We start from the raw sequence: 15,830 nt of genomic DNA, 5'->3' as shown, positions 1-15,830 counted from the left end.
TTTTGGTCTCCATCCTTCCACCTGCGTCATGCTCGGGCTTGACCCGAGCATCCAGGCGGTTCAGATGATTGAATCCAGGACAGTTTTTGCAGCTGTTTGTCGTGCGGCCTGGATCCTCGGGTCAAGCCCGAGCATGACCCGATATAGGTAGGGAGGGGGGGTGTTCAACCGCGACGCCTGGGTGAGAAAAGCGTTGCCCTGAAATCCGCTCTTTATCGCCGCGCAAAGGCCGTCTGCAACAGGTCGATCTGGGCGATGACCTGGTTGTTCGCGGGTTCGGGCGTTGCGTTCTCGCGCATCAGGCTTTCGTCCAGCTTGCGGATGCGGGTTTCCAGCCGGGTCGCGTGGTCGGCGAGGTCGCGGAAGCCCGGCGGCAGTTCGCTCCAGGCGGAGATTTCGTCCTCGTTTCCGCCGCCGCCGAGCCTCAGCTTGCGGCGCTCCTGCACCACCTGTTCGCGCGTCATTTCGCCGGAATTGAGTGAGCGCTGAAGCAGAAGCCAGGAGGCCAGCTGCATCAGCCGCGTGGTCAGGCGGATCGATTCAGCGGAATAGAGCGAGGCGGCCTTGGCGTTCAAATGTTTCGAGGCGGCCCGTCCGGGGCCGTCCAGATAGGCGGCCGTCTCTTCGACCAGCGTCATGCCTTCGGCATAGAGGGCCTCGAACTGGGGTGAGTTGGCGGCCCGTCCCGCGAAATTGATCGGATTTGCCCCGGTACTGGTCATCTGCATACTCTGGCTACGCCGACCGCCGCGATACGCCTGTGCGGCAGGTCTTCAACAACGTCGACAACACTTATACCTGTAGCGTATTTCCGCAACCCGTTTCTTAATGAAGGGTTAATACCCACCGCCGATTGCGCGCAACCCCAAAAAAAAAGAGCCGCGATGGGCGGCTCATAAGTCAAAGGGTGATGATCGGAATAAAGACAGAAATCCCGACTCCGCATGGCGGATGCCTTATAACACCTTGGAAAGGTTAATATCTGTTTAACGGAGTCTGCCGGGCGCGTGTCATTTCTTTCTGAAGAAGCTTTCGGCGGTCTCGCGGCCGCTGCCCTTCTTGGTGATGGCTGCCTCAAGGCGTTCGATCTCGCGGCGCAGATCCGCGACAAAGCCTTCCAGCGCCTCGACGGAATGTTCTTCGAGGTCCGCGCCGATGATATACTGTCCCTTCGGCGGTTTGCGTGCCTCGTTGTCGTCGTCAAGCGGCATGGTCTTCCCTCCTGTCCTGATCTTCTTGCGCGGGAGCATCGCGGTTCGGGTTCTTCATGGCAACGCCTTCCGGCGTTGAAACCGGCGTGGCGGCATCCGGCATCGCGGTGAAGGCGTCGCGCTCGTCGACGGGTATGGCGGCGCGGATGCGTGAGCGGATGATGGCATAGGCAAGGATCAGCACATGCGCGGTGGCCGTGACGAAGAACAGGGCGTAAGGCCCGAAGCTCGACATCACCGGGCCGCCGACCGTCGGGCCGATGATCGTGCCGACGCCGAACAGGAACAGCAGGCCGCTGGCGATCTTCACATAGTCTTCCGGCCGGGCGAAGTCGTTGGCATGGGACGCCGTGATCGGGTAAAGCACGTTGGCCGTCGCGCCGTAGATCGCGATCAGGACGATCAGCGTCGTGCTGCCGGGCTTGAGGATGAGAACGGCGATGGCGGCGGCGGCGGCAATGCCGGCAAGTCCCGCGATCACGTGGCGGCGATCCATCCGATCCGACAGCCGGCCGACGGGCACCTGCGCCAGCGCGCCGGCGAGAATGGCGCCAGTCACCAGAAAGGCGACCTGATTGTCGGGAAGCCCAGCGCGCGCGGCGAATACGGCCACCAGCGTGCCGAAGGCGCCATTGGCGATGCCGGTGAGCAGAACGCCGAAAAAGGCGACCGGCGAATTGCGGTAGAGCAGTTTCAGGTCGATCCGCACGGCCTGAAGCGGTCGCGGCGAGGCGGCGTTCGACACCGTCGTCGGCAGCATTGCGATGCAGTAGACAATGCCGGCGACCATGAACAGGATCGGCGCGTTGGGATTGCCGAAACCGACGGCGAGCTGGCCGCCGACGACGCCGAACAGCGTGATGCCGGTGTAGAAGGTGAAGACCGTGCCGCGGCTCTTGTTGTCGACCCGCTCGTTCAGCCAGCTTTCGATGATCATCTGCGTGCCGGCCATGGCAAAGCCGGTGGCAGCCCTGAGCCCGATCCAGGCATACTGGTTGACGAACACGCCGGTGATCAGCGCGACCATGCAAATCAGCGCAATGAAGCCCGCGAAGGCACGCACATGGCCGATGCGCATGATCAGCTTCGGCGCGAACAGACAGCCGAGCACGAAACCGGATGCCCAAGACGTGCCGATGAAGCCGAGCGCCGTGTCGCTGTAGCCTTCCGCCGTGCCGCGCAGCGGCAGAAGAAGACCATGGAGACCGTTGCCGAAGAAAAGGAAGAGCGTGCCGAGAAGCAGCGCGAAAACAGGGAAGAGATTACGTTTCATCAAGTCGCCTGGGTGAATGAAAGACATAAAGGGAGCTTAGGCGCAACGCAGCACGGCCTGCGCATGTTCCGCCAATATTACCACCGCGTAGCGGGAATGCACTGAAGAAATCAATCCGTTACGGGTGACGCGCCGTTTCGGGCGCGCTAAGAGTGGTAAGGCTCACGACAAACCGCCCGCGACCGGGCGGACAGGGACGTTGATGGCAAAGCTGATTTCGCTGCTTCTCGTTGCCGCCATGGCGGTTCAGATCATCAAGCCGCTCGGCCTGCCGGGCCTGAAGAAGCGCATGGATTTCTGGAAGATCGCGCCCTTTGCCCTGGCGATGATGGTGTTGGTCCTGATGATCCGTCCGTCCTGAGGCCAAAAAAAGGCGGCCGCGCGGGCCGCCCCATACGTCATGCCATTGTCTGTCGTGACGCTCACTTCTTCAGAATGTCGACGCCCGGCAGGACCTTGCCTTCCATCCATTCGAGGAAGGCGCCGCCGGCGGTCGAGACATAGCTGAATTCATCCTTGACGCCGGCATGGTTGAGCGCGGAGACGGTATCGCCGCCGCCGGCAACCGAGGTGAGTTTGCCGGCCTTGGTCTGTTCGGCGGCGAATTTCGCGGCCGAGACCGTGGCAGCGTCGAAGGGCTCGATCTCGAAGGCGCCGAGCGGGCCATTCCAGACCAGCGTTTCCGCCTTGCCGATCCACTCGTTGACGACCTTGACCGATTCGGGGCCGACATCGAGCATCATTGCATCAGCCGGAATGGCGTCGATGGCCACCGTCTCGTTTGCCGCATGCGCCTTGAACTCGCGGGCGACAACGCCGTCGACCGGCAGAACGATCGCGCAATCGGTCTTCTCTGCCTTCGCCATGATCGCGCGCGCCGTATCGGCTAGATCATGCTCGCACAGCGACTTGCCGACATCGATGCCCTTGGCGGCGATGAAGGTGTTGGCCATGCCGCCGCCGATGACCAGCGCGTCGACCTTCTCGATCAGGTTTTCCAGGAGATCGATCTTCGTGGACACCTTGGCGCCGCCGACGATGGCGACGACCGGGCGCTTGGGAGCGCCGAGGCCCTTTTCCAGCGCCTCGAGCTCGGCCTGCATGGTGCGGCCGGCATAGGCGGGCATGTGGTGGCCGAGGCCCTCGGTCGAGGCATGGGCGCGGTGGGCGGCGGAGAAGGCGTCGTTGACGTAGATATCGCCGTTCTTCGCCAGTTCGGCGACGAATTCGGGATCGTTCTTTTCCTCGCCCTTGTGGAAACGGGTGTTCTCCAGAAGCAGAATATCGCCGTCATGCATGGCCGCGACGGCCTTTTCGGCGTCCGGGCCGATGCAGTCGTCTGCAAATTTCACGGCGTGATCGAGCACTTCCTCGACGGCCGGCACGATCAGCTTCAGCGACATGTCGGCAACGACCTGGCCCTTCGGACGGCCGAAATGGGCCATCAGGATGACCTTGGCGCCCTTGCCGGAGAGTTCCAGGATGGTGGGGGCGACCCGTTCGATACGCGTCGTGTCGGTGACCCGGCCTTCGCTGACAGGCACGTTCAGGTCGACGCGGACCAGGACGCGTTTGCCGGTCAGGTCCGAAAGGTCATCGAGAGTTTTGAAGGCAGGCATGGTGTCTTCCTCTTTTGCGGTTGGAAGGGCCGGCAGGCCGGCGCTTCGGGATTTTGCGGGCCGGCGGAGGCCTTTTCCCAGGCCTCGGCATGCCGGTCCTTGACGTCGGGTGCATGATGCACCGCCAGAAATCATCTTGGGCGCTTCGACTCCTAGTCAAAAACGCTTCAGGCGGCAATGACAGAGGTCAGAAAAGCGCAGCGGAAAACCCGGGCCGGCAGGAGCCCCTCTTCGTCAAAGCCCCTTGCGCAGAAGACGGCGCATGGCCCGCTGCCAGAAGGGCGGCAGAAGTTGCGGCGCGTCGTCTTCCAGGGGCTCCCGCCAGACTCCGACGGAAACCACATTGTGTTGGTCGTCGGTCTCGCGCACGATCAGCGACAGGGGGCCGAGATGCAGCCGGTCGGCAACCTCCGGCTTGCCGCCGAGCCTGGCCTTCATGAAGTCGGCAAGCGCTGTTTCTTCCTGGCCGGGCGGAATGGCGACCTCGGGATCGATCGCGCCAAGCTCGCGCAGCGGACGGTCGGGCATCAGCACGTCCGTGCCAAGCATCGGCTCCTCGCCCTTTTCGCCCACCATTTGCGGATCAGCGAATATCTGGTCCAGCAGATAGGACATGCCCGGCACAACGAAGAGATAGAGGTAATCCCCGGCCTTCAGGTCGCCGGCGTAGAAATAGCGCATGGAAAGACCATCGCGCACGACGAGCGAGGGGATCGCCCAGCGCGGAATGAGCGCGCCTTTCAACACCGGCGCGCCTTCGGCCAGGCGATAGACGAGAAGCTCGTGCTTGGCATTGCCGGGAAGGTCGATCTCGACGGTTTCCAGTGCGCCGCTCGCCTTCGGCCGCACAAGCTTCAGGAGCCGGGCGACCGGTCCGAGCAGCCAGCCCTGCAGGATGAGGGAGACCAGCACCATGATGAAGACGATGTTGAAATAGAGGCCGGCATTCTCCAGCCCGTAGATCGCCGGCAGGATGGCAAGCAGGATCGAGGCAGCGCCCCGCAGGCCGATCCAGGCGATGAATTTCGTCTCGCGCGGGCGGTAGTCGAAGAAGGAAAGGCAGATCCAGACGGCGATAGGCCGGGCGATGAAGACGAGAAACAGTGCCAGCCCGAGCGCGGGAACAAGGATTTCCGGAAAATTGCGCGGCGTGGCGAGAAGGCCCAAGAGCAGGAACATGATGATCTGCGCAAGCCAGGTCATCCCCTCCTGGAAACGGCGGATCGAGCCGGAATAGCGCACCCGCTGGTTGCCGGCCACGAGGCCTGCGATATAGACGGCCATGAAGCCGCTGCCGCCGGCAGCCCCCGTTGCGGAAAAAACCAGAAGCGCGACGGTGAGCACCAGGATCGGCGCGAGGCCGCGATTGAGGCCGAAGGAATTGGCGATCAGGATGGTCAGCACGCCGCCGGCAAGTCCGAAGATCAGGCCGAAGCCGATCTCGCGGAAGAAATGGAGCACCATGGTGAGCGTCTCTTCGGCGCCGGAGCCCTGCACCGAGAGCATGGAGACGAGCGTCATGGTCAGAAAGATCGCCATCGGGTCGTTGATGCCGGATTCCACCTCGAGCGTCGAGCTCACCTTGTCGACCACGTGAATGCCGCCGATCCGCATCAGGAAGAACACCGCTGCCGCATCCGTGGAGGCGACGATGGCGCCGAGCAGGAACCCCTCGAGCAGGGTGAAGCCGAGAATGAAGGTTGCCGCGACCGCAACCAGCCCGGCGGTGAGAAGAACCCCGAGGGTCGCGAGCAGGATCGCCGGCGCCGCCGTGGCGCGAAAGGTCTTGAACGCGGTGCCGAAGCCCGAGTCGAACAGGATCACGGCAAGGGCGAGGGAGCCGACATAGAAGGTCAGCGCGTCATTGTTGAATTCGATGCCGAAACCGTCGGTTCCGCCGAGAAGGCCGACGCCGAGGAAGAGCAGCAGGAGCGGCGCGCCGAAGCGAAAGGCAAGCGCGCTGGAAAGCGCGGCAAGCAGAACAAGCGCGGAAAAGATCATCACCGCGAGATAGAATGTCGTCAATCGTCTTTCCTTCCGGCCGGCGGCCGGCACGCATTTCCAAACCCTGATGTGAGGGGCCAGATAGTGCGCGGCGGTTCGCTTTTAAAGTCCGGGCGGCGGGCGGTCTTTGTGGATGTTTTTGTTTTGTTCACTTTTGTCTGGAAGGCTTGCACCAACATCGATAGGGTGAAGCGCATGGAAAAGACGATTCGTATTCTTGGCATTGATCCGGGCCTCCGGCGCACCGGCTGGGGCGTGATCGAGACGCTTGGCAATTCGCTGAAATTCATCGCCTCCGGCACGGTGACGACGGATGGGCAGATGGATCTCGCCTCGCGTCTCAGGCAACTGCACGACGGGCTTTCAGAAGTTGTGCACAGCCAGCGGCCGGACGAGGCGGCGGTGGAGCAGACCTTCGTCAACAAGGATGCGGTGGCGACGCTGAAGCTTGGCCAGGCGCGCGGCATCGCGCTTCTGGTGCCCTCTCTTGCCGGCCTGCATGTTTCCGAATATGCGCCGAACGCGGTGAAGAAGGCGGTGATCGGCGTCGGCCATGGCGACAAGGCGCAGATCCACATGATGTTGAAGGTCCTGATGCCAAAGGTTCAGTTCAAGGGCAGCGACGCGGCGGATGCGCTGGCGATCGCCATCTGTCACGCGCATAACCGTGGTGCGAACCGGATGATGAAAGCGGCGTTGGCCGGATAGGAATTAGGCAGCATGATCGGCAAGTTGAAGGGCGTGATTGACGAGATCGGCGATGACCATGTGCTCGTCGATGTCCATGGCGTCTGCTATGTGGCCTTCTGTTCGGCGCGCACGCTCTCGCGCATCGGTTCGCCCGGCGAGGCGGTGACGCTGGTGATCGAGACCTTCGTGCGCGAGGACCAGCTGAAGCTTTACGGCTTCATCAGCGCCGAGGAGCGCGGCTGGTTCAATCTGTTGCAAAGCGTGCAGGGGGTCGGCACGCGCGTTGCGCTCGCCATTCTCTCCACCCTGACCGCCGGCGAGATCGCCAATGCCATTGCGCTGGGCGACAAGACGGCCGTTTCGCGTGCGCCCGGTGTCGGGCCAAAGGTCGCCACCCGTATCGTCACAGAACTGAAGAACAAGGTGCCCGCCGGGCTCTCCATGGGCGACAGCGCGGAGATTGCCTTTCGCCAGGAGGTGGGCGAGGGGGCCGCGCCTGCCGCCGTCTCGGATGCGATTTCGGCACTCTCCAATCTTGGTTACTCGCGCGATCAGGCCGCCGGCGCGGTCTCGGCCGCGCTGAAGAAGGCGGGCGAGGGGGCAGACAGCGCCGTCCTTATCCGTCTGGGTCTGAAGGAATTGGCGAGTTAATCCTTTCATGCTAGTGTTTTCCTTGCAGGGCATTAGATGTAAGGACACGTGGCGATGAGCGTCTACTACGGCACTATGACATCGAAGGGGCAGACGACTGTTCCCGCCGAGATCCGGGCGATCCTCAATCTCAACCCCGGCGACCGCATACGCTATGTGGTGCGTGATGGCGAGATCGTCATGAAGGCCAAGAACAAGCGGGCGATCGACCTCAAGGGCCGGTTTCACGATCCCGAAAGGGTGACGATTTCGGCGGAAGAGATGGAGGATATCGTCGGAGAGGCAATTGCAACGCATGTGGCCGAGCGTTCATGATCGGTCTCGATACAAATGTCCTCCTGAGGCTTGTATTGCAGGACGACGAAAGTCAGTCGCAGGCCGTGAACGACCTCATCCGGCAATTGCCGGAGAAGGGGCCGGGCTTTATCAATTGCATCACGCTGATGGAGTTTGCCTGGTTTCTGCGCAAGCGCCTTGGCATTTCGCGCGGTGATGTCTCGCTGGCGATCGGCGACCTTCTCGAGGCGGGCGACATTGAAATGGAAGATGAACGTCTGGTCGAGAGCGCCCTTGATTTGATGCGGCAGACGAGTGCCGAATTTGCCGATATCCTGATCGCGCTCAGGAACGAACACGCGGGATGTCGCGTCACGATGACGCTGGACAAGGCCGCCGCGGCCGCAATTCCGGGAATGGAACTTTTGAAATGAGCGAACCTGAACGCCTGATATCGCCCGACGCCCGCGTCGAAGACCTCGATGCGGCCATGCGGCCGCAGACGCTGGATGATTTCACCGGACAGGCAGAGGCGCGGGCGAACCTGAAGATCTTCATCGAGGCGGCCAAACGGCGCGGAGAGGCGCTGGATCACGTTCTCTTCGTCGGCCCGCCGGGCCTTGGCAAGACGACGCTGGCGCAGATCATGGCCAAGGAACTCGGCGTCAATTTCCGCGCCACGTCTGGCCCGGTGATCGCCAAGGCCGGGGATCTGGCGGCGCTCCTGACCAATCTCGAAGAACGCGACGTGCTGTTCATCGACGAAATCCACCGGCTGAACCCGGCGGTGGAGGAAATCCTCTATCCGGCGATGGAGGATTTTCAACTCGATCTGATCATCGGCGAGGGCCCCGCCGCGCGTTCGGTCAAGATCGACCTGTCCAAATTCACGCTCGTGGCCGCCACCACCCGGCTTGGGCTTCTGACAACGCCGCTCAGGGACCGGTTCGGCATTCCCGTCAGGCTTAATTTCTACACGGTGGAGGAGCTTGAGAGCATCATCCGTCGGGGCGCGCGTCTGATGGGGCTTGGCATGAGCGATGACGGCGCGCGCGAAATCGCCCGTCGCGCGCGCGGAACGCCGCGTATCGCCGGCCGGCTGTTGCGGCGCGTGCGCGATTTCGCCGAGGTGGCCGACGCGACCGAAGTCTCGCGCACGATCGCCGACGAGGCGCTGACGCGGCTGGAAGTTGACCATATGGGTCTCGACCAGTTGGACCGGCGCTATCTCAACATGATCTGCCAGCATTTCGGCGGCGGTCCGGTCGGCATCGAGACGATCGCGGCGGGGCTTTCAGAGCCGCGCGATGCGATCGAGGATATCATCGAGCCCTACATGATCCAGCAGGGCTTTATTCAGCGCACCCCGCGCGGACGGGTGATGACCGCCACCGCCTGGAAACATCTCGGTCTCAACCCGCCGAAGGAAATCGACCAGTTCCGGCTGTTTGACGAGGGCGAGTAGGTTCTGCCGGCGTGCCGCAGCGCGAAGGGCTTAGAGCCCTTCAGGTTTAAATGAAATCCGTTCTGTTTGGCCAAACCGGTCATTCCACGCGAGGAAGCCCGCGCGGCATGCCATAGCTATGTCGAAGGCTTCGACAAAGTGGAGGGCCTGTGTCGTGCCGCCAGCGTCTGAAACCGTCCCGGCGTCATGCCGTAGGTCTTCCGGAAATGCCGGGTCATATGGCTCTGGTCGGCGAAACCGGCGGAGAGTGCTGCGCCTGCGAGCGTTTCTCCTGCGGCAATCATCGCCTTTGCCCGTTCCAGTCGCCTCTGCACCAGATACCGGTGCGGCGAGGTGCCGAAGGCCGCGCGGAACTGGCGGGCAAGCGAAAACCGGTCGAGACCGCTGATGGCCTCAAGTGTTTCGGAGCCGATATCTGTCCCGGCGCTTTCGGCAAGATATTCCCGGCAGCGCCGGAGTGCCGGCCGTGCGACTGGCCCGGGTTTGCATCCCGCTCCGGCATCTCCGAGGCGCAGAAGATGGCCAGCGATATCGGCAATCAGACCGTCGCGCTTCAGCTCTCCCATTTCCGCATCAAGTTCACCAAGCGCGTCGGCCAGGGTCGCGCGTAAGGCCGGGTCATCAATCACCGGCGCCTGCACGAACGGCAGGTTCCGAAAACCCGACATTGTTTCAAGCGCCGCGCCGATCCGCTCGGGACTGAGATAGATCATCCGATAGGTCAGACCGGCGTCGTCGCCGGCGCCGCCGTCATGCAGTTCGTCCGGATGAAGAATGATCAGCCGTCCGGGCAGGGAGAAGCGAGTGGCCCCGCGATAGGAAAATGTCTGGACGCCGGACATTGTCAGTCCCAGCGCATAGGTGTCGTGGCGATGCGGCGAGAAGCCGTTCCCGCAAAAGCGCGCCTCGATCCGCTCGATCCCGTCTTCAACCGGGGCGGTGATGATGGCGTCGCCTCTGCACAAACGTTCAAGATCGCCGTCCCTCCGGCGCTGTAGGGTGTCGTCCGGTCCCTCAAATCCCATTCCGGAGTTCGTTTTCATGTTCGACACCAAATTCGTCATCATCGTGCGCGAAGACCTTGCCGTCTGGCAAAAGCTCAACGTCACCGCTTTCCTGTCCACCGGCATCGCGGCGGCCGAGGAGGGGCTGATGGGGGAAGACTACAGGGACCGCGACGGCAATGTCTATTACCCGCTCTGCGCCCAGCCGATCATAGTGCTCGGCGGAAATCAGGCCATACTCTCAAAGGCGCTGCAGCGCGCCGTTGAGCGCGGCGTACCTGCCTCGGTTTATGTGGAGGAGATGTTTTCCACCGGCCATGATGCCGCCAATCGCGCCGTCTTCGCAAAGTTCTCGCGGGAAGACGCCAAGCTCGTCGGCATCGCATTTCGCGCGGAAAGAAAGGTCGCGGACAAAATCTCCAAGGGTGCGAAAATGCATCCCTGAAGCACCTAGAGCGCCGTGCGTCCATTCGGACGCACAAAGGACGCTCTAACCTATTTTGTCTACGCATCGTGCTTTCCGAAAATCGATTCCGATTTTCGGGCCGATGCGCTAGACCGTGATCATCTCCACCTTCTTCTCGACGAAGCGCAAGGCGACCTCGCCCCTCAGCAGTTGCAGCGCCGGTTCGCCGTAGAGCTTGCGCCGCCAGCCCTTCATCGCTTCCACATCGGCTTCCTCGCCTTCCGCAGCGATCCTGTCCAGATCGTCTGAAGAGGCGATGACGCGGGCGGCGACCTGGTTCTGCTCGGCAACGATCTTGAGCAGGACCTTCAGGAGTTCGGCGGCAGCGGCGGCGCCTTCGGGCATCTGCGGCTGGCGCGGAATGCGCGGCAGGTCGGCCTTCGGGGTGGCAAGCGCCGACTTGACGGCCTCCATCAGGCCGGAAGCGGGCTGCGAGCGTTCCCAGCCCTTGGGGATCATCCGCAGTTTGGCAAGCGCCTGCGGCTCCGTCGGGTGCTGCTGGGCGATCTCGTAGACCGCGTCGTCCTTCAGCACGCGCCGTCGCGGCACATTGCGTTCGCGCGCCTCGCGTTCGCGCCAGGCGGCGACTTCCTGCATCACGGCGAAATCGAGCGGCTTCTTGATCCGGAGCTTGAGCCGCGTCCACGCCTGTTCGGGCGGCAGGTCATAGGTTGCAGGCGATTCGAGGATCGCCATTTCCTCGTCTACCCAGTCGGTCCGGCCTTCGCGGGAAAGCTCTTCCTTCAGCTTCAGATAGACGTCGCGCAGATGGGTGACGTCGGCCAGCGCATAGGACAGCTGCTTGTCATCGAGCGGGCGCGCACGCCAATCGGTAAAGCGCGACGACTTGTCGATATGCGCGCCCGTCAGCCGCGAGACGAGTTGGTCGTAGGAGATCGAATCGCCGAAGCCGCAGACCATGGCCGCCACCTGCGTGTCGAACAGCGGCGCGGGCAGTAACCCGCCCATATGATAGACGATCTCGAGATCCTGGCGGGCGGCGTGGAACACCTTGACCACGGACGGGTCGGCCATAAGGTCGAAAAACGGCTTCAGGTCGATGCCTTTGGCCAGCGGATCGACCAGCACTTCCAGGTCCGGACTTGCCATCTGGATCAGGCAAAGCTCAGGCCAGAACGTGCTTTCGCGGATGAATTCGGTGTCAACGGTGACGAATTCGGATTTGGCGAGCTTGGCGCAGGCCTCTTCAAGAGCAGCAGTGGTTTCGATCATCAGGACATATCGGTCGTTTGGTTTCGCCATCTTTCCTTGGCCTTTAGGGCGGTGATGTCAAGGCGCGACGGAAAATGCCGGAGGGAAAACGCCGCTTGCGGGCCTCCTGCCGGCGGTAAAGCTTGCTGTTGCGCGCCCGATGTGGTTTAGCAGCGTCCAAACGGGCTTTGCCTTGACAAAGAGGGCCTGCCATGCGCTTTTCCGCCGGAATTCACCCGCGAAGTCCGGCGCGGAATACCGCCTGCCTGCCTTCCAGAACCTTTTACGGATAAGATTATGCACCGCTATCGCAGCCATTCCTGTGCCGCCCTCAAGAAGTCCGACGTTGGCCAGACCGCCCGCCTTTCCGGCTGGGTGCACCGCGTGCGCGACCATGGCGGCGTGCTCTTCATCGACCTGCGCGATCACTATGGCATGACCCAGGTTGTTGCCGACCCGGATTCGCCCGCTTTCTCCAACGCGGAAAAGGTGCGCGGCGAGTGGGTGATTCGCGTCGACGGCAAGGTGCGGGCACGCACCGAAGAGACGGTTAACCCGAACATGGCGACCGGCGAGATCGAGCTTTACGCCGAGGAAATCGAGGTTCTGTCGGCCGCCAAGGAACTGCCGCTGCCGGTTTTCGGCGAGCCGGAATATCCGGAAGACCTGCGCCTGAAATACCGCTTCCTGGATCTGCGGCGGGAAACGCTGCACGCCAATATCGTCAAGCGCACCAAGATCATCGCCGAAATGCGCAAGCAGATGGCAGAAGCTGGCTTCACCGAATATTCGACCCCGATCCTGACGGCCTCCTCGCCTGAGGGCGCGCGCGACTTCCTGGTGCCGAGCCGCATCCATCAGGGCAAGTTCTACGCCTTGCCGCAGGCCCCGCAGCAGTACAAACAGCTTCTGATGGCCTCCGGCTTCGACCGCTATTTCCAGATCGCGCCCTGCTTCCGCGACGAGGATCCGCGCGCCGACCGCCTGCCGGGCGAATTCTACCAGCTCGACCTGGAAATGAGCTTCGTTGAGCAGAACGACATTCTGGAAACGATGGAGCCGGTGCTGCGCGACGTGTTCAAGGCGTTTGCCGACGGCAAGCCGGTGACCGAAGAATTCCCGCGCATCCCCTATGATGTTGCCATGCGCAAATACGGTTCCGACAAGCCGGACCTCCGCAACCCGATTGAGATGGAAGCCGTGACCGAGCATTTCGACGGCTCGGGCTTCAAGGTCTTCGCCGGCATGATCGCCAAGGACCCGAAGGTTGAGGTCTGGGCCATTCCCGCCAAGACCGGCGGCTCCCGCGCCTTCTGCGACCGGATGAATTCCTGGGCGCAGAGCCAGGGCCAGCCGGGTCTCGGCTACATCTTCTGGCGCAAGGAAGGCGAAGAGGTAACTGGTGCCGGTCCGCTCGCCAAGAATATCGGCCCGGAACGCACCGATGCGATCCGCGCGCAGCTTGGCCTGGAAGACGGCGACGCCTGCTTCTTCGTCGCCGGCCGTCCGGACCAGTTCGTCCGCTTTGCCGGCGAGGCGCGCACCCGTGTGGGCGACGAGCTGGGCCTGACCGACAAGGACCGCTACGCGCTGTGCTGGATCGTCGATTTCCCGTTCTACGAATGGAACGAGGACGAGAAGCGGATCGACTTTGCCCACAACCCCTTCTCCATGCCCCAGGGCGGCATGGAGGCGCTGAAGGCGGCGGACGGCGATGAAGGCCTGCTGGCGTTGAAGGCCTTCCAGTACGACATGGTCTGCAACGGCTTCGAGATCGCCTCCGGCGGCATCCGCAACCACTCGCCGGAAACCATGGTGGCCGCTTTCGGTCATGCCGGCCTGGGCGCCGATGTGGTCGAGGAGCGTTTCGGCGGCCTTTACCGCGCCTTCCAGTACGGCGTTCCGCCCCATGGCGGCATGGCGGCCGGCATCGACCGCATCGTGATGCTGCTCGTCGGCGCGAAGAACCTGCGCGAGGTAACGCTGTTCCCGATGAACCAGCAGGCGCAGGACCTCTTGATGTCCGCCCCTGCCGAGGCTAGCCCGGCGCAGCTTCGTGAGCTGGGCCTGCGCATCCTGCCGCAGAAGAAAGACTGATTTTTCGGATCAGAGCGAAATCATGCGACGGCGGCCCGAGCAATCAGGCCGCCGTCTTTCGTTGCGCCTCGATGTCGCGGCGCGGCGGCGCGCCGAAGGCGCGGGCATATTCGCGGCTGAACTGGGATGCGCTCTCATAGCCGACGGCAAAGGCGGCCGCCTCTGCGTTGACGCCCTCCGAAAGCATCATCCGGCGCGCTTCCACAAGACGCGTCTGCTTCTGGTATTGCAGCGGGGTCATGCCGGTGATCGCCTTGAACTGGCGGTGAAAGGCCGACGGGCTGAGCCGCGCGATTGTCGCCAATTCGTCGACGCGGATCGGTTCCGCATACCGGTTCCTCAACGCGTGGATCGCCTCGATGACGCCGCGCTTGTGGCCCGGCCCGAGCAGGATGCGGGCGATGTCCGCGCCGTTCGGGCTTCTGAGCAAGCGGTAGCACAGTTCCCGCATGACGCCGGGATAGAGGATGGCGGCCTCTTCCGGCGTTTCGGCAATGTCAAGCGCGCGCGAGATGCTGGCGATCAGCGCTGGACCGCAATCGACGACATGGGCGGCGCTCGCCGGACCGCCGGCAGGCAGGGGCTGGTCATCCATATCCTCAAGGATGGCAAGCATGGCATCAGGGTCGAGCTCGATGACGGCGGCGATATAGGGCGCTTCGTCACTGGCTGCGACCACGCGGCTGCTGCCGGGCATCGTCACCGAGGCGACAAGCGCCTGGCCGGCGCGATAGTCATACCGCCTGTTGCCGAACATCGTCCATTTCGCGCCCTGCAGCACGAAGCAGAGCGCGGGCTTGTGGATCGTGTGCGAGGCCTTGTCCGCGTCCGGGATCCGCAGCAGGCAAAAACCTTCGATCCCGGTTTCGTAGACGCCGTCGCGCGTCCTGTCCCGTGTCAGGCGCTCGGCCCGCGCCGCCAGTTGGTCAAGCATCGAAGAAACTCCCCTGTTTTCATTCGAGATAGGGATTGAGCAGGAATAGGCAAGAAGCGCTGTCGATCCGACATTCGAATTCGTGTCCCCGGGCCGTATTTTCCGGGCTCCGACAACAAGGAGCACATCATGACTTTCGAAAATACAACAGACGGACGACGCCCGGTCGCGATCATCACCGGCGGTAGCCGAGGGCTTGGCCGCAGCACCGTCCTGAGCCTTGCGAAGCAGGGTGTCTCGACGATCTTCACCTATCGATCAAACCGCGAAGAGGCGGACAAGGTTCTGGCGCTGGCGGAGGCTGCCGGAAGCCGTTCGGTCGCGCTTAAGCTTGATACGGCAGAGCCGGCGGGCTTTGTCCGCTTTTTCGAGGAGGTCCGCGACGCGCTCGCCCAAGTGGGCGCCGGCCGGTTCGACTATCTGGTCAACAATGCCGGAACCGGACTGCACAAGCCGATCGAGGCCACGACCGAGGCCGAACTTGATGCCCTCTACAACATTCACTTCAAGGGCGTGTTCCTGCTGACCCAGGCGCTTCTGCCGCTGATGAATGACGGCGGCCGCATCGTGAACGTCTCGTCTGGGCTGACGCGCTTTTCATTCGCCGGCAGCGCGGCCTATGCAGCAATGAAAGGCGCAGTGGAAGTGCTGACCCGCTATCTGGCGCGCGAACTCGGCGAACGCGGCATTGCCGCCAATACCGTCGCGCCCGGCGCGATCGCGACGGACTTTTCCGGCGGCATGGTTCGCGACAATCCGGAGGTCAACGCCATGGTCGCCGGCAACACGGCGCTTGGCCGGGCCGGCGAACCGGAGGACATCGGTCCAATGATCGCGGCCCTGCTTCAACCGGCCAACCGCTGGGTCAACGGCCAGCGCATCGAGGTCTCGGGGGGCATGCTGCTTTGACCGAAGAAAGCCCCGGCGG

Annotated in this window: 17 protein-coding genes; 9 read left to right on the top strand and 8 right to left on the bottom strand. The window is 62.9% G+C overall.

Going from position 1 to position 15,830, the window contains the following annotated elements; translation table 11 throughout:
* Positions 1 to 212 precede the first annotated feature (212 nt).
* The 3 genes from rcdA to FF124_RS07985 all read right to left on the bottom strand — a co-directional run bounded on the left by rcdA (position 213) and on the right by FF124_RS07985 (position 2,484).
* Positions 213 to 722: a protease adaptor protein RcdA gene (gene rcdA, locus FF124_RS07995; protein WP_138747973.1), complete on the bottom strand. Its 510-nt coding sequence runs from the start codon at positions 720 to 722 to the stop codon at positions 213 to 215.
* A gap of 288 nt (positions 723 to 1,010) precedes the next feature.
* The gene (locus tag FF124_RS07990) at positions 1,011 to 1,211 is read right to left on the bottom strand and encodes a DUF1192 domain-containing protein (RefSeq protein WP_187326862.1); all 201 of its coding nucleotides are present in this window, start codon (positions 1,209 to 1,211) and stop codon (positions 1,011 to 1,013) included.
* Positions 1,201 to 2,484 carry an MFS transporter gene (locus tag FF124_RS07985; RefSeq protein WP_138747971.1) on the bottom strand — a complete coding sequence of 428 codons (1,284 nt, stop codon included), beginning with the start codon at positions 2,482 to 2,484 and terminating at the stop codon, positions 1,201 to 1,203. Before FF124_RS07985 ends, FF124_RS07990 begins: the two co-directional genes overlap by 11 nt.
* A gap of 202 nt (positions 2,485 to 2,686) precedes the next feature.
* On the opposite strand from FF124_RS07985, the gene FF124_RS20530 reads away from it, so the two are divergent.
* Entirely contained in the window at positions 2,687 to 2,845 is a 159-nt protein-coding gene (locus FF124_RS20530; RefSeq protein WP_187326861.1) for a hypothetical protein, read from the top strand.
* 61 nt (positions 2,846 to 2,906) lie between these two features.
* Here the strand turns inward: FF124_RS20530 and FF124_RS07980 are convergent, their stop codons facing one another.
* Entirely contained in the window at positions 2,907 to 4,103 is a 1,197-nt protein-coding gene (locus FF124_RS07980) for a phosphoglycerate kinase (RefSeq protein ID WP_138747970.1), read from the bottom strand.
* Between the two features lie 234 nt (positions 4,104 to 4,337).
* A complete protein-coding gene (locus tag FF124_RS07975) occupies positions 4,338 to 6,128 on the bottom strand; it encodes a potassium/proton antiporter (protein ID WP_138747969.1) in 1,791 nt (596 codons plus the stop codon).
* A 174-nt stretch (positions 6,129 to 6,302) separates the two neighbouring features.
* Between FF124_RS07975 and ruvC the strand changes: the two genes are divergently transcribed.
* Genes ruvC through ruvB form a run of 5 tightly spaced genes read left to right on the top strand, consistent with a single transcriptional unit; the run spans position 6,303 to position 9,189 of the window.
* Positions 6,303 to 6,815, top strand: coding sequence for a crossover junction endodeoxyribonuclease RuvC (gene ruvC, locus FF124_RS07970; protein ID WP_138747968.1), 513 nt, complete (start codon positions 6,303 to 6,305; stop codon positions 6,813 to 6,815).
* A gap of 12 nt (positions 6,816 to 6,827) precedes the next feature.
* The gene (gene ruvA / locus FF124_RS07965) at positions 6,828 to 7,448 is read left to right on the top strand and encodes a Holliday junction branch migration protein RuvA (protein WP_138747967.1); all 621 of its coding nucleotides are present in this window, start codon (positions 6,828 to 6,830) and stop codon (positions 7,446 to 7,448) included.
* A 54-nt stretch (positions 7,449 to 7,502) separates the two neighbouring features.
* On the top strand, positions 7,503 to 7,763 hold the full coding sequence (locus tag FF124_RS07960; RefSeq protein ID WP_138747966.1) for an AbrB/MazE/SpoVT family DNA-binding domain-containing protein: 261 nt from the start codon (positions 7,503 to 7,505) through the stop codon (positions 7,761 to 7,763).
* Positions 7,760 to 8,158 (top strand): type II toxin-antitoxin system VapC family toxin, encoded by a 399-nt coding sequence (locus FF124_RS07955; protein WP_138747965.1) that lies wholly within the window; start codon positions 7,760 to 7,762, stop codon positions 8,156 to 8,158. Before FF124_RS07960 ends, FF124_RS07955 begins: the two co-directional genes overlap by 4 nt.
* Positions 8,155 to 9,189, top strand: coding sequence for a Holliday junction branch migration DNA helicase RuvB (ruvB, locus tag FF124_RS07950; RefSeq protein WP_138747964.1), 1,035 nt, complete (start codon positions 8,155 to 8,157; stop codon positions 9,187 to 9,189). The genes FF124_RS07955 and ruvB overlap by 4 nt, the downstream gene beginning before the upstream one ends.
* 116 nt (positions 9,190 to 9,305) lie before the next feature.
* Here ruvB and FF124_RS07945 read toward each other — a convergent pair whose 3' ends face one another.
* A complete protein-coding gene (locus FF124_RS07945; RefSeq protein WP_138747963.1) occupies positions 9,306 to 10,232 on the bottom strand; it encodes an AraC family transcriptional regulator in 927 nt (308 codons plus the stop codon).
* On the opposite strand from FF124_RS07945, the gene FF124_RS07940 reads away from it, so the two are divergent.
* Positions 10,231 to 10,638, top strand: coding sequence for a DUF2000 family protein (locus FF124_RS07940; protein WP_138747962.1), 408 nt, complete (start codon positions 10,231 to 10,233; stop codon positions 10,636 to 10,638). The two genes, FF124_RS07945 and FF124_RS07940, sit on opposite strands and share 2 nt — an antisense overlap.
* A gap of 108 nt (positions 10,639 to 10,746) precedes the next feature.
* Here FF124_RS07940 and rnd read toward each other — a convergent pair whose 3' ends face one another.
* Positions 10,747 to 11,892, bottom strand: coding sequence for a ribonuclease D (gene rnd, locus FF124_RS07935; protein ID WP_138748192.1), 1,146 nt, complete (start codon positions 11,890 to 11,892; stop codon positions 10,747 to 10,749).
* 276 nt (positions 11,893 to 12,168) lie between these two features.
* Here rnd and aspS point away from each other — a divergent pair, with 276 nt between their 5' ends.
* Positions 12,169 to 13,968, top strand: a complete 1,800-nt coding sequence (gene aspS, locus FF124_RS07930) for an aspartate--tRNA ligase (RefSeq protein WP_138747961.1) — start codon at positions 12,169 to 12,171, stop codon at positions 13,966 to 13,968.
* 43 nt (positions 13,969 to 14,011) lie between these two features.
* On the opposite strand, the gene FF124_RS07925 is transcribed toward aspS, so the two are convergent.
* Positions 14,012 to 14,902, bottom strand: coding sequence for an AraC family transcriptional regulator (locus tag FF124_RS07925; protein ID WP_138747960.1), 891 nt, complete (start codon positions 14,900 to 14,902; stop codon positions 14,012 to 14,014).
* A gap of 129 nt (positions 14,903 to 15,031) precedes the next feature.
* Between FF124_RS07925 and FF124_RS07920 the strand changes: the two genes are divergently transcribed.
* The gene (locus tag FF124_RS07920) at positions 15,032 to 15,811 is read left to right on the top strand and encodes an SDR family NAD(P)-dependent oxidoreductase (RefSeq protein ID WP_138747959.1); all 780 of its coding nucleotides are present in this window, start codon (positions 15,032 to 15,034) and stop codon (positions 15,809 to 15,811) included.
* Positions 15,812 to 15,830 lie beyond the last annotated feature (19 nt).

Source organism: Martelella lutilitoris, assembly GCF_005924265.1.
GTDB classification, from domain to species: domain Bacteria; phylum Pseudomonadota; class Alphaproteobacteria; order Rhizobiales; family Rhizobiaceae; genus Martelella; species Martelella lutilitoris.
Note: the sequence above shows the minus strand (reverse complement) of the source record. Positions and strands in the feature narration are given on the sequence as shown.

Excerpts from the sequence above, each read along its gene's own strand:
- rcdA (WP_138747973.1), bottom strand. The coding sequence starts at position 722 with ATGACCAGTACCGGGGCAAATCCGATCAATTTCGCGGGACGGGCCGCC.
- FF124_RS07990 (WP_187326862.1), bottom strand. The coding sequence starts at position 1,211 with ATGCCGCTTGACGACGACAACGAGGCACGCAAACCGCCGAAGGGACAG.
- FF124_RS07985 (WP_138747971.1), bottom strand. The coding sequence starts at position 2,484 with ATGAAACGTAATCTCTTCCCTGTTTTCGCGCTGCTTCTCGGCACGCTC.
- FF124_RS20530 (WP_187326861.1), top strand. The coding sequence starts at position 2,687 with ATGGCAAAGCTGATTTCGCTGCTTCTCGTTGCCGCCATGGCGGTTCAG.
- FF124_RS07980 (WP_138747970.1), bottom strand. The coding sequence starts at position 4,103 with ATGCCTGCCTTCAAAACTCTCGATGACCTTTCGGACCTGACCGGCAAA.
- ruvC (WP_138747968.1), top strand. The coding sequence starts at position 6,303 with ATGGAAAAGACGATTCGTATTCTTGGCATTGATCCGGGCCTCCGGCGC.
- ruvA (WP_138747967.1), top strand. The coding sequence starts at position 6,828 with ATGATCGGCAAGTTGAAGGGCGTGATTGACGAGATCGGCGATGACCAT.
- FF124_RS07960 (WP_138747966.1), top strand. The coding sequence starts at position 7,503 with ATGAGCGTCTACTACGGCACTATGACATCGAAGGGGCAGACGACTGTT.
- FF124_RS07955 (WP_138747965.1), top strand. The coding sequence starts at position 7,760 with ATGATCGGTCTCGATACAAATGTCCTCCTGAGGCTTGTATTGCAGGAC.
- ruvB (WP_138747964.1), top strand. The coding sequence starts at position 8,155 with ATGAGCGAACCTGAACGCCTGATATCGCCCGACGCCCGCGTCGAAGAC.
- FF124_RS07940 (WP_138747962.1), top strand. The coding sequence starts at position 10,231 with ATGTTCGACACCAAATTCGTCATCATCGTGCGCGAAGACCTTGCCGTC.
- FF124_RS07945 (WP_138747963.1), bottom strand. The coding sequence starts at position 10,232 with ATGAAAACGAACTCCGGAATGGGATTTGAGGGACCGGACGACACCCTA.
- rnd (WP_138748192.1), bottom strand. The coding sequence starts at position 11,892 with ATGATCGAAACCACTGCTGCTCTTGAAGAGGCCTGCGCCAAGCTCGCC.
- aspS (WP_138747961.1), top strand. The coding sequence starts at position 12,169 with ATGCACCGCTATCGCAGCCATTCCTGTGCCGCCCTCAAGAAGTCCGAC.
- FF124_RS07925 (WP_138747960.1), bottom strand. The coding sequence starts at position 14,902 with ATGCTTGACCAACTGGCGGCGCGGGCCGAGCGCCTGACACGGGACAGG.
- FF124_RS07920 (WP_138747959.1), top strand. The coding sequence starts at position 15,032 with ATGACTTTCGAAAATACAACAGACGGACGACGCCCGGTCGCGATCATC.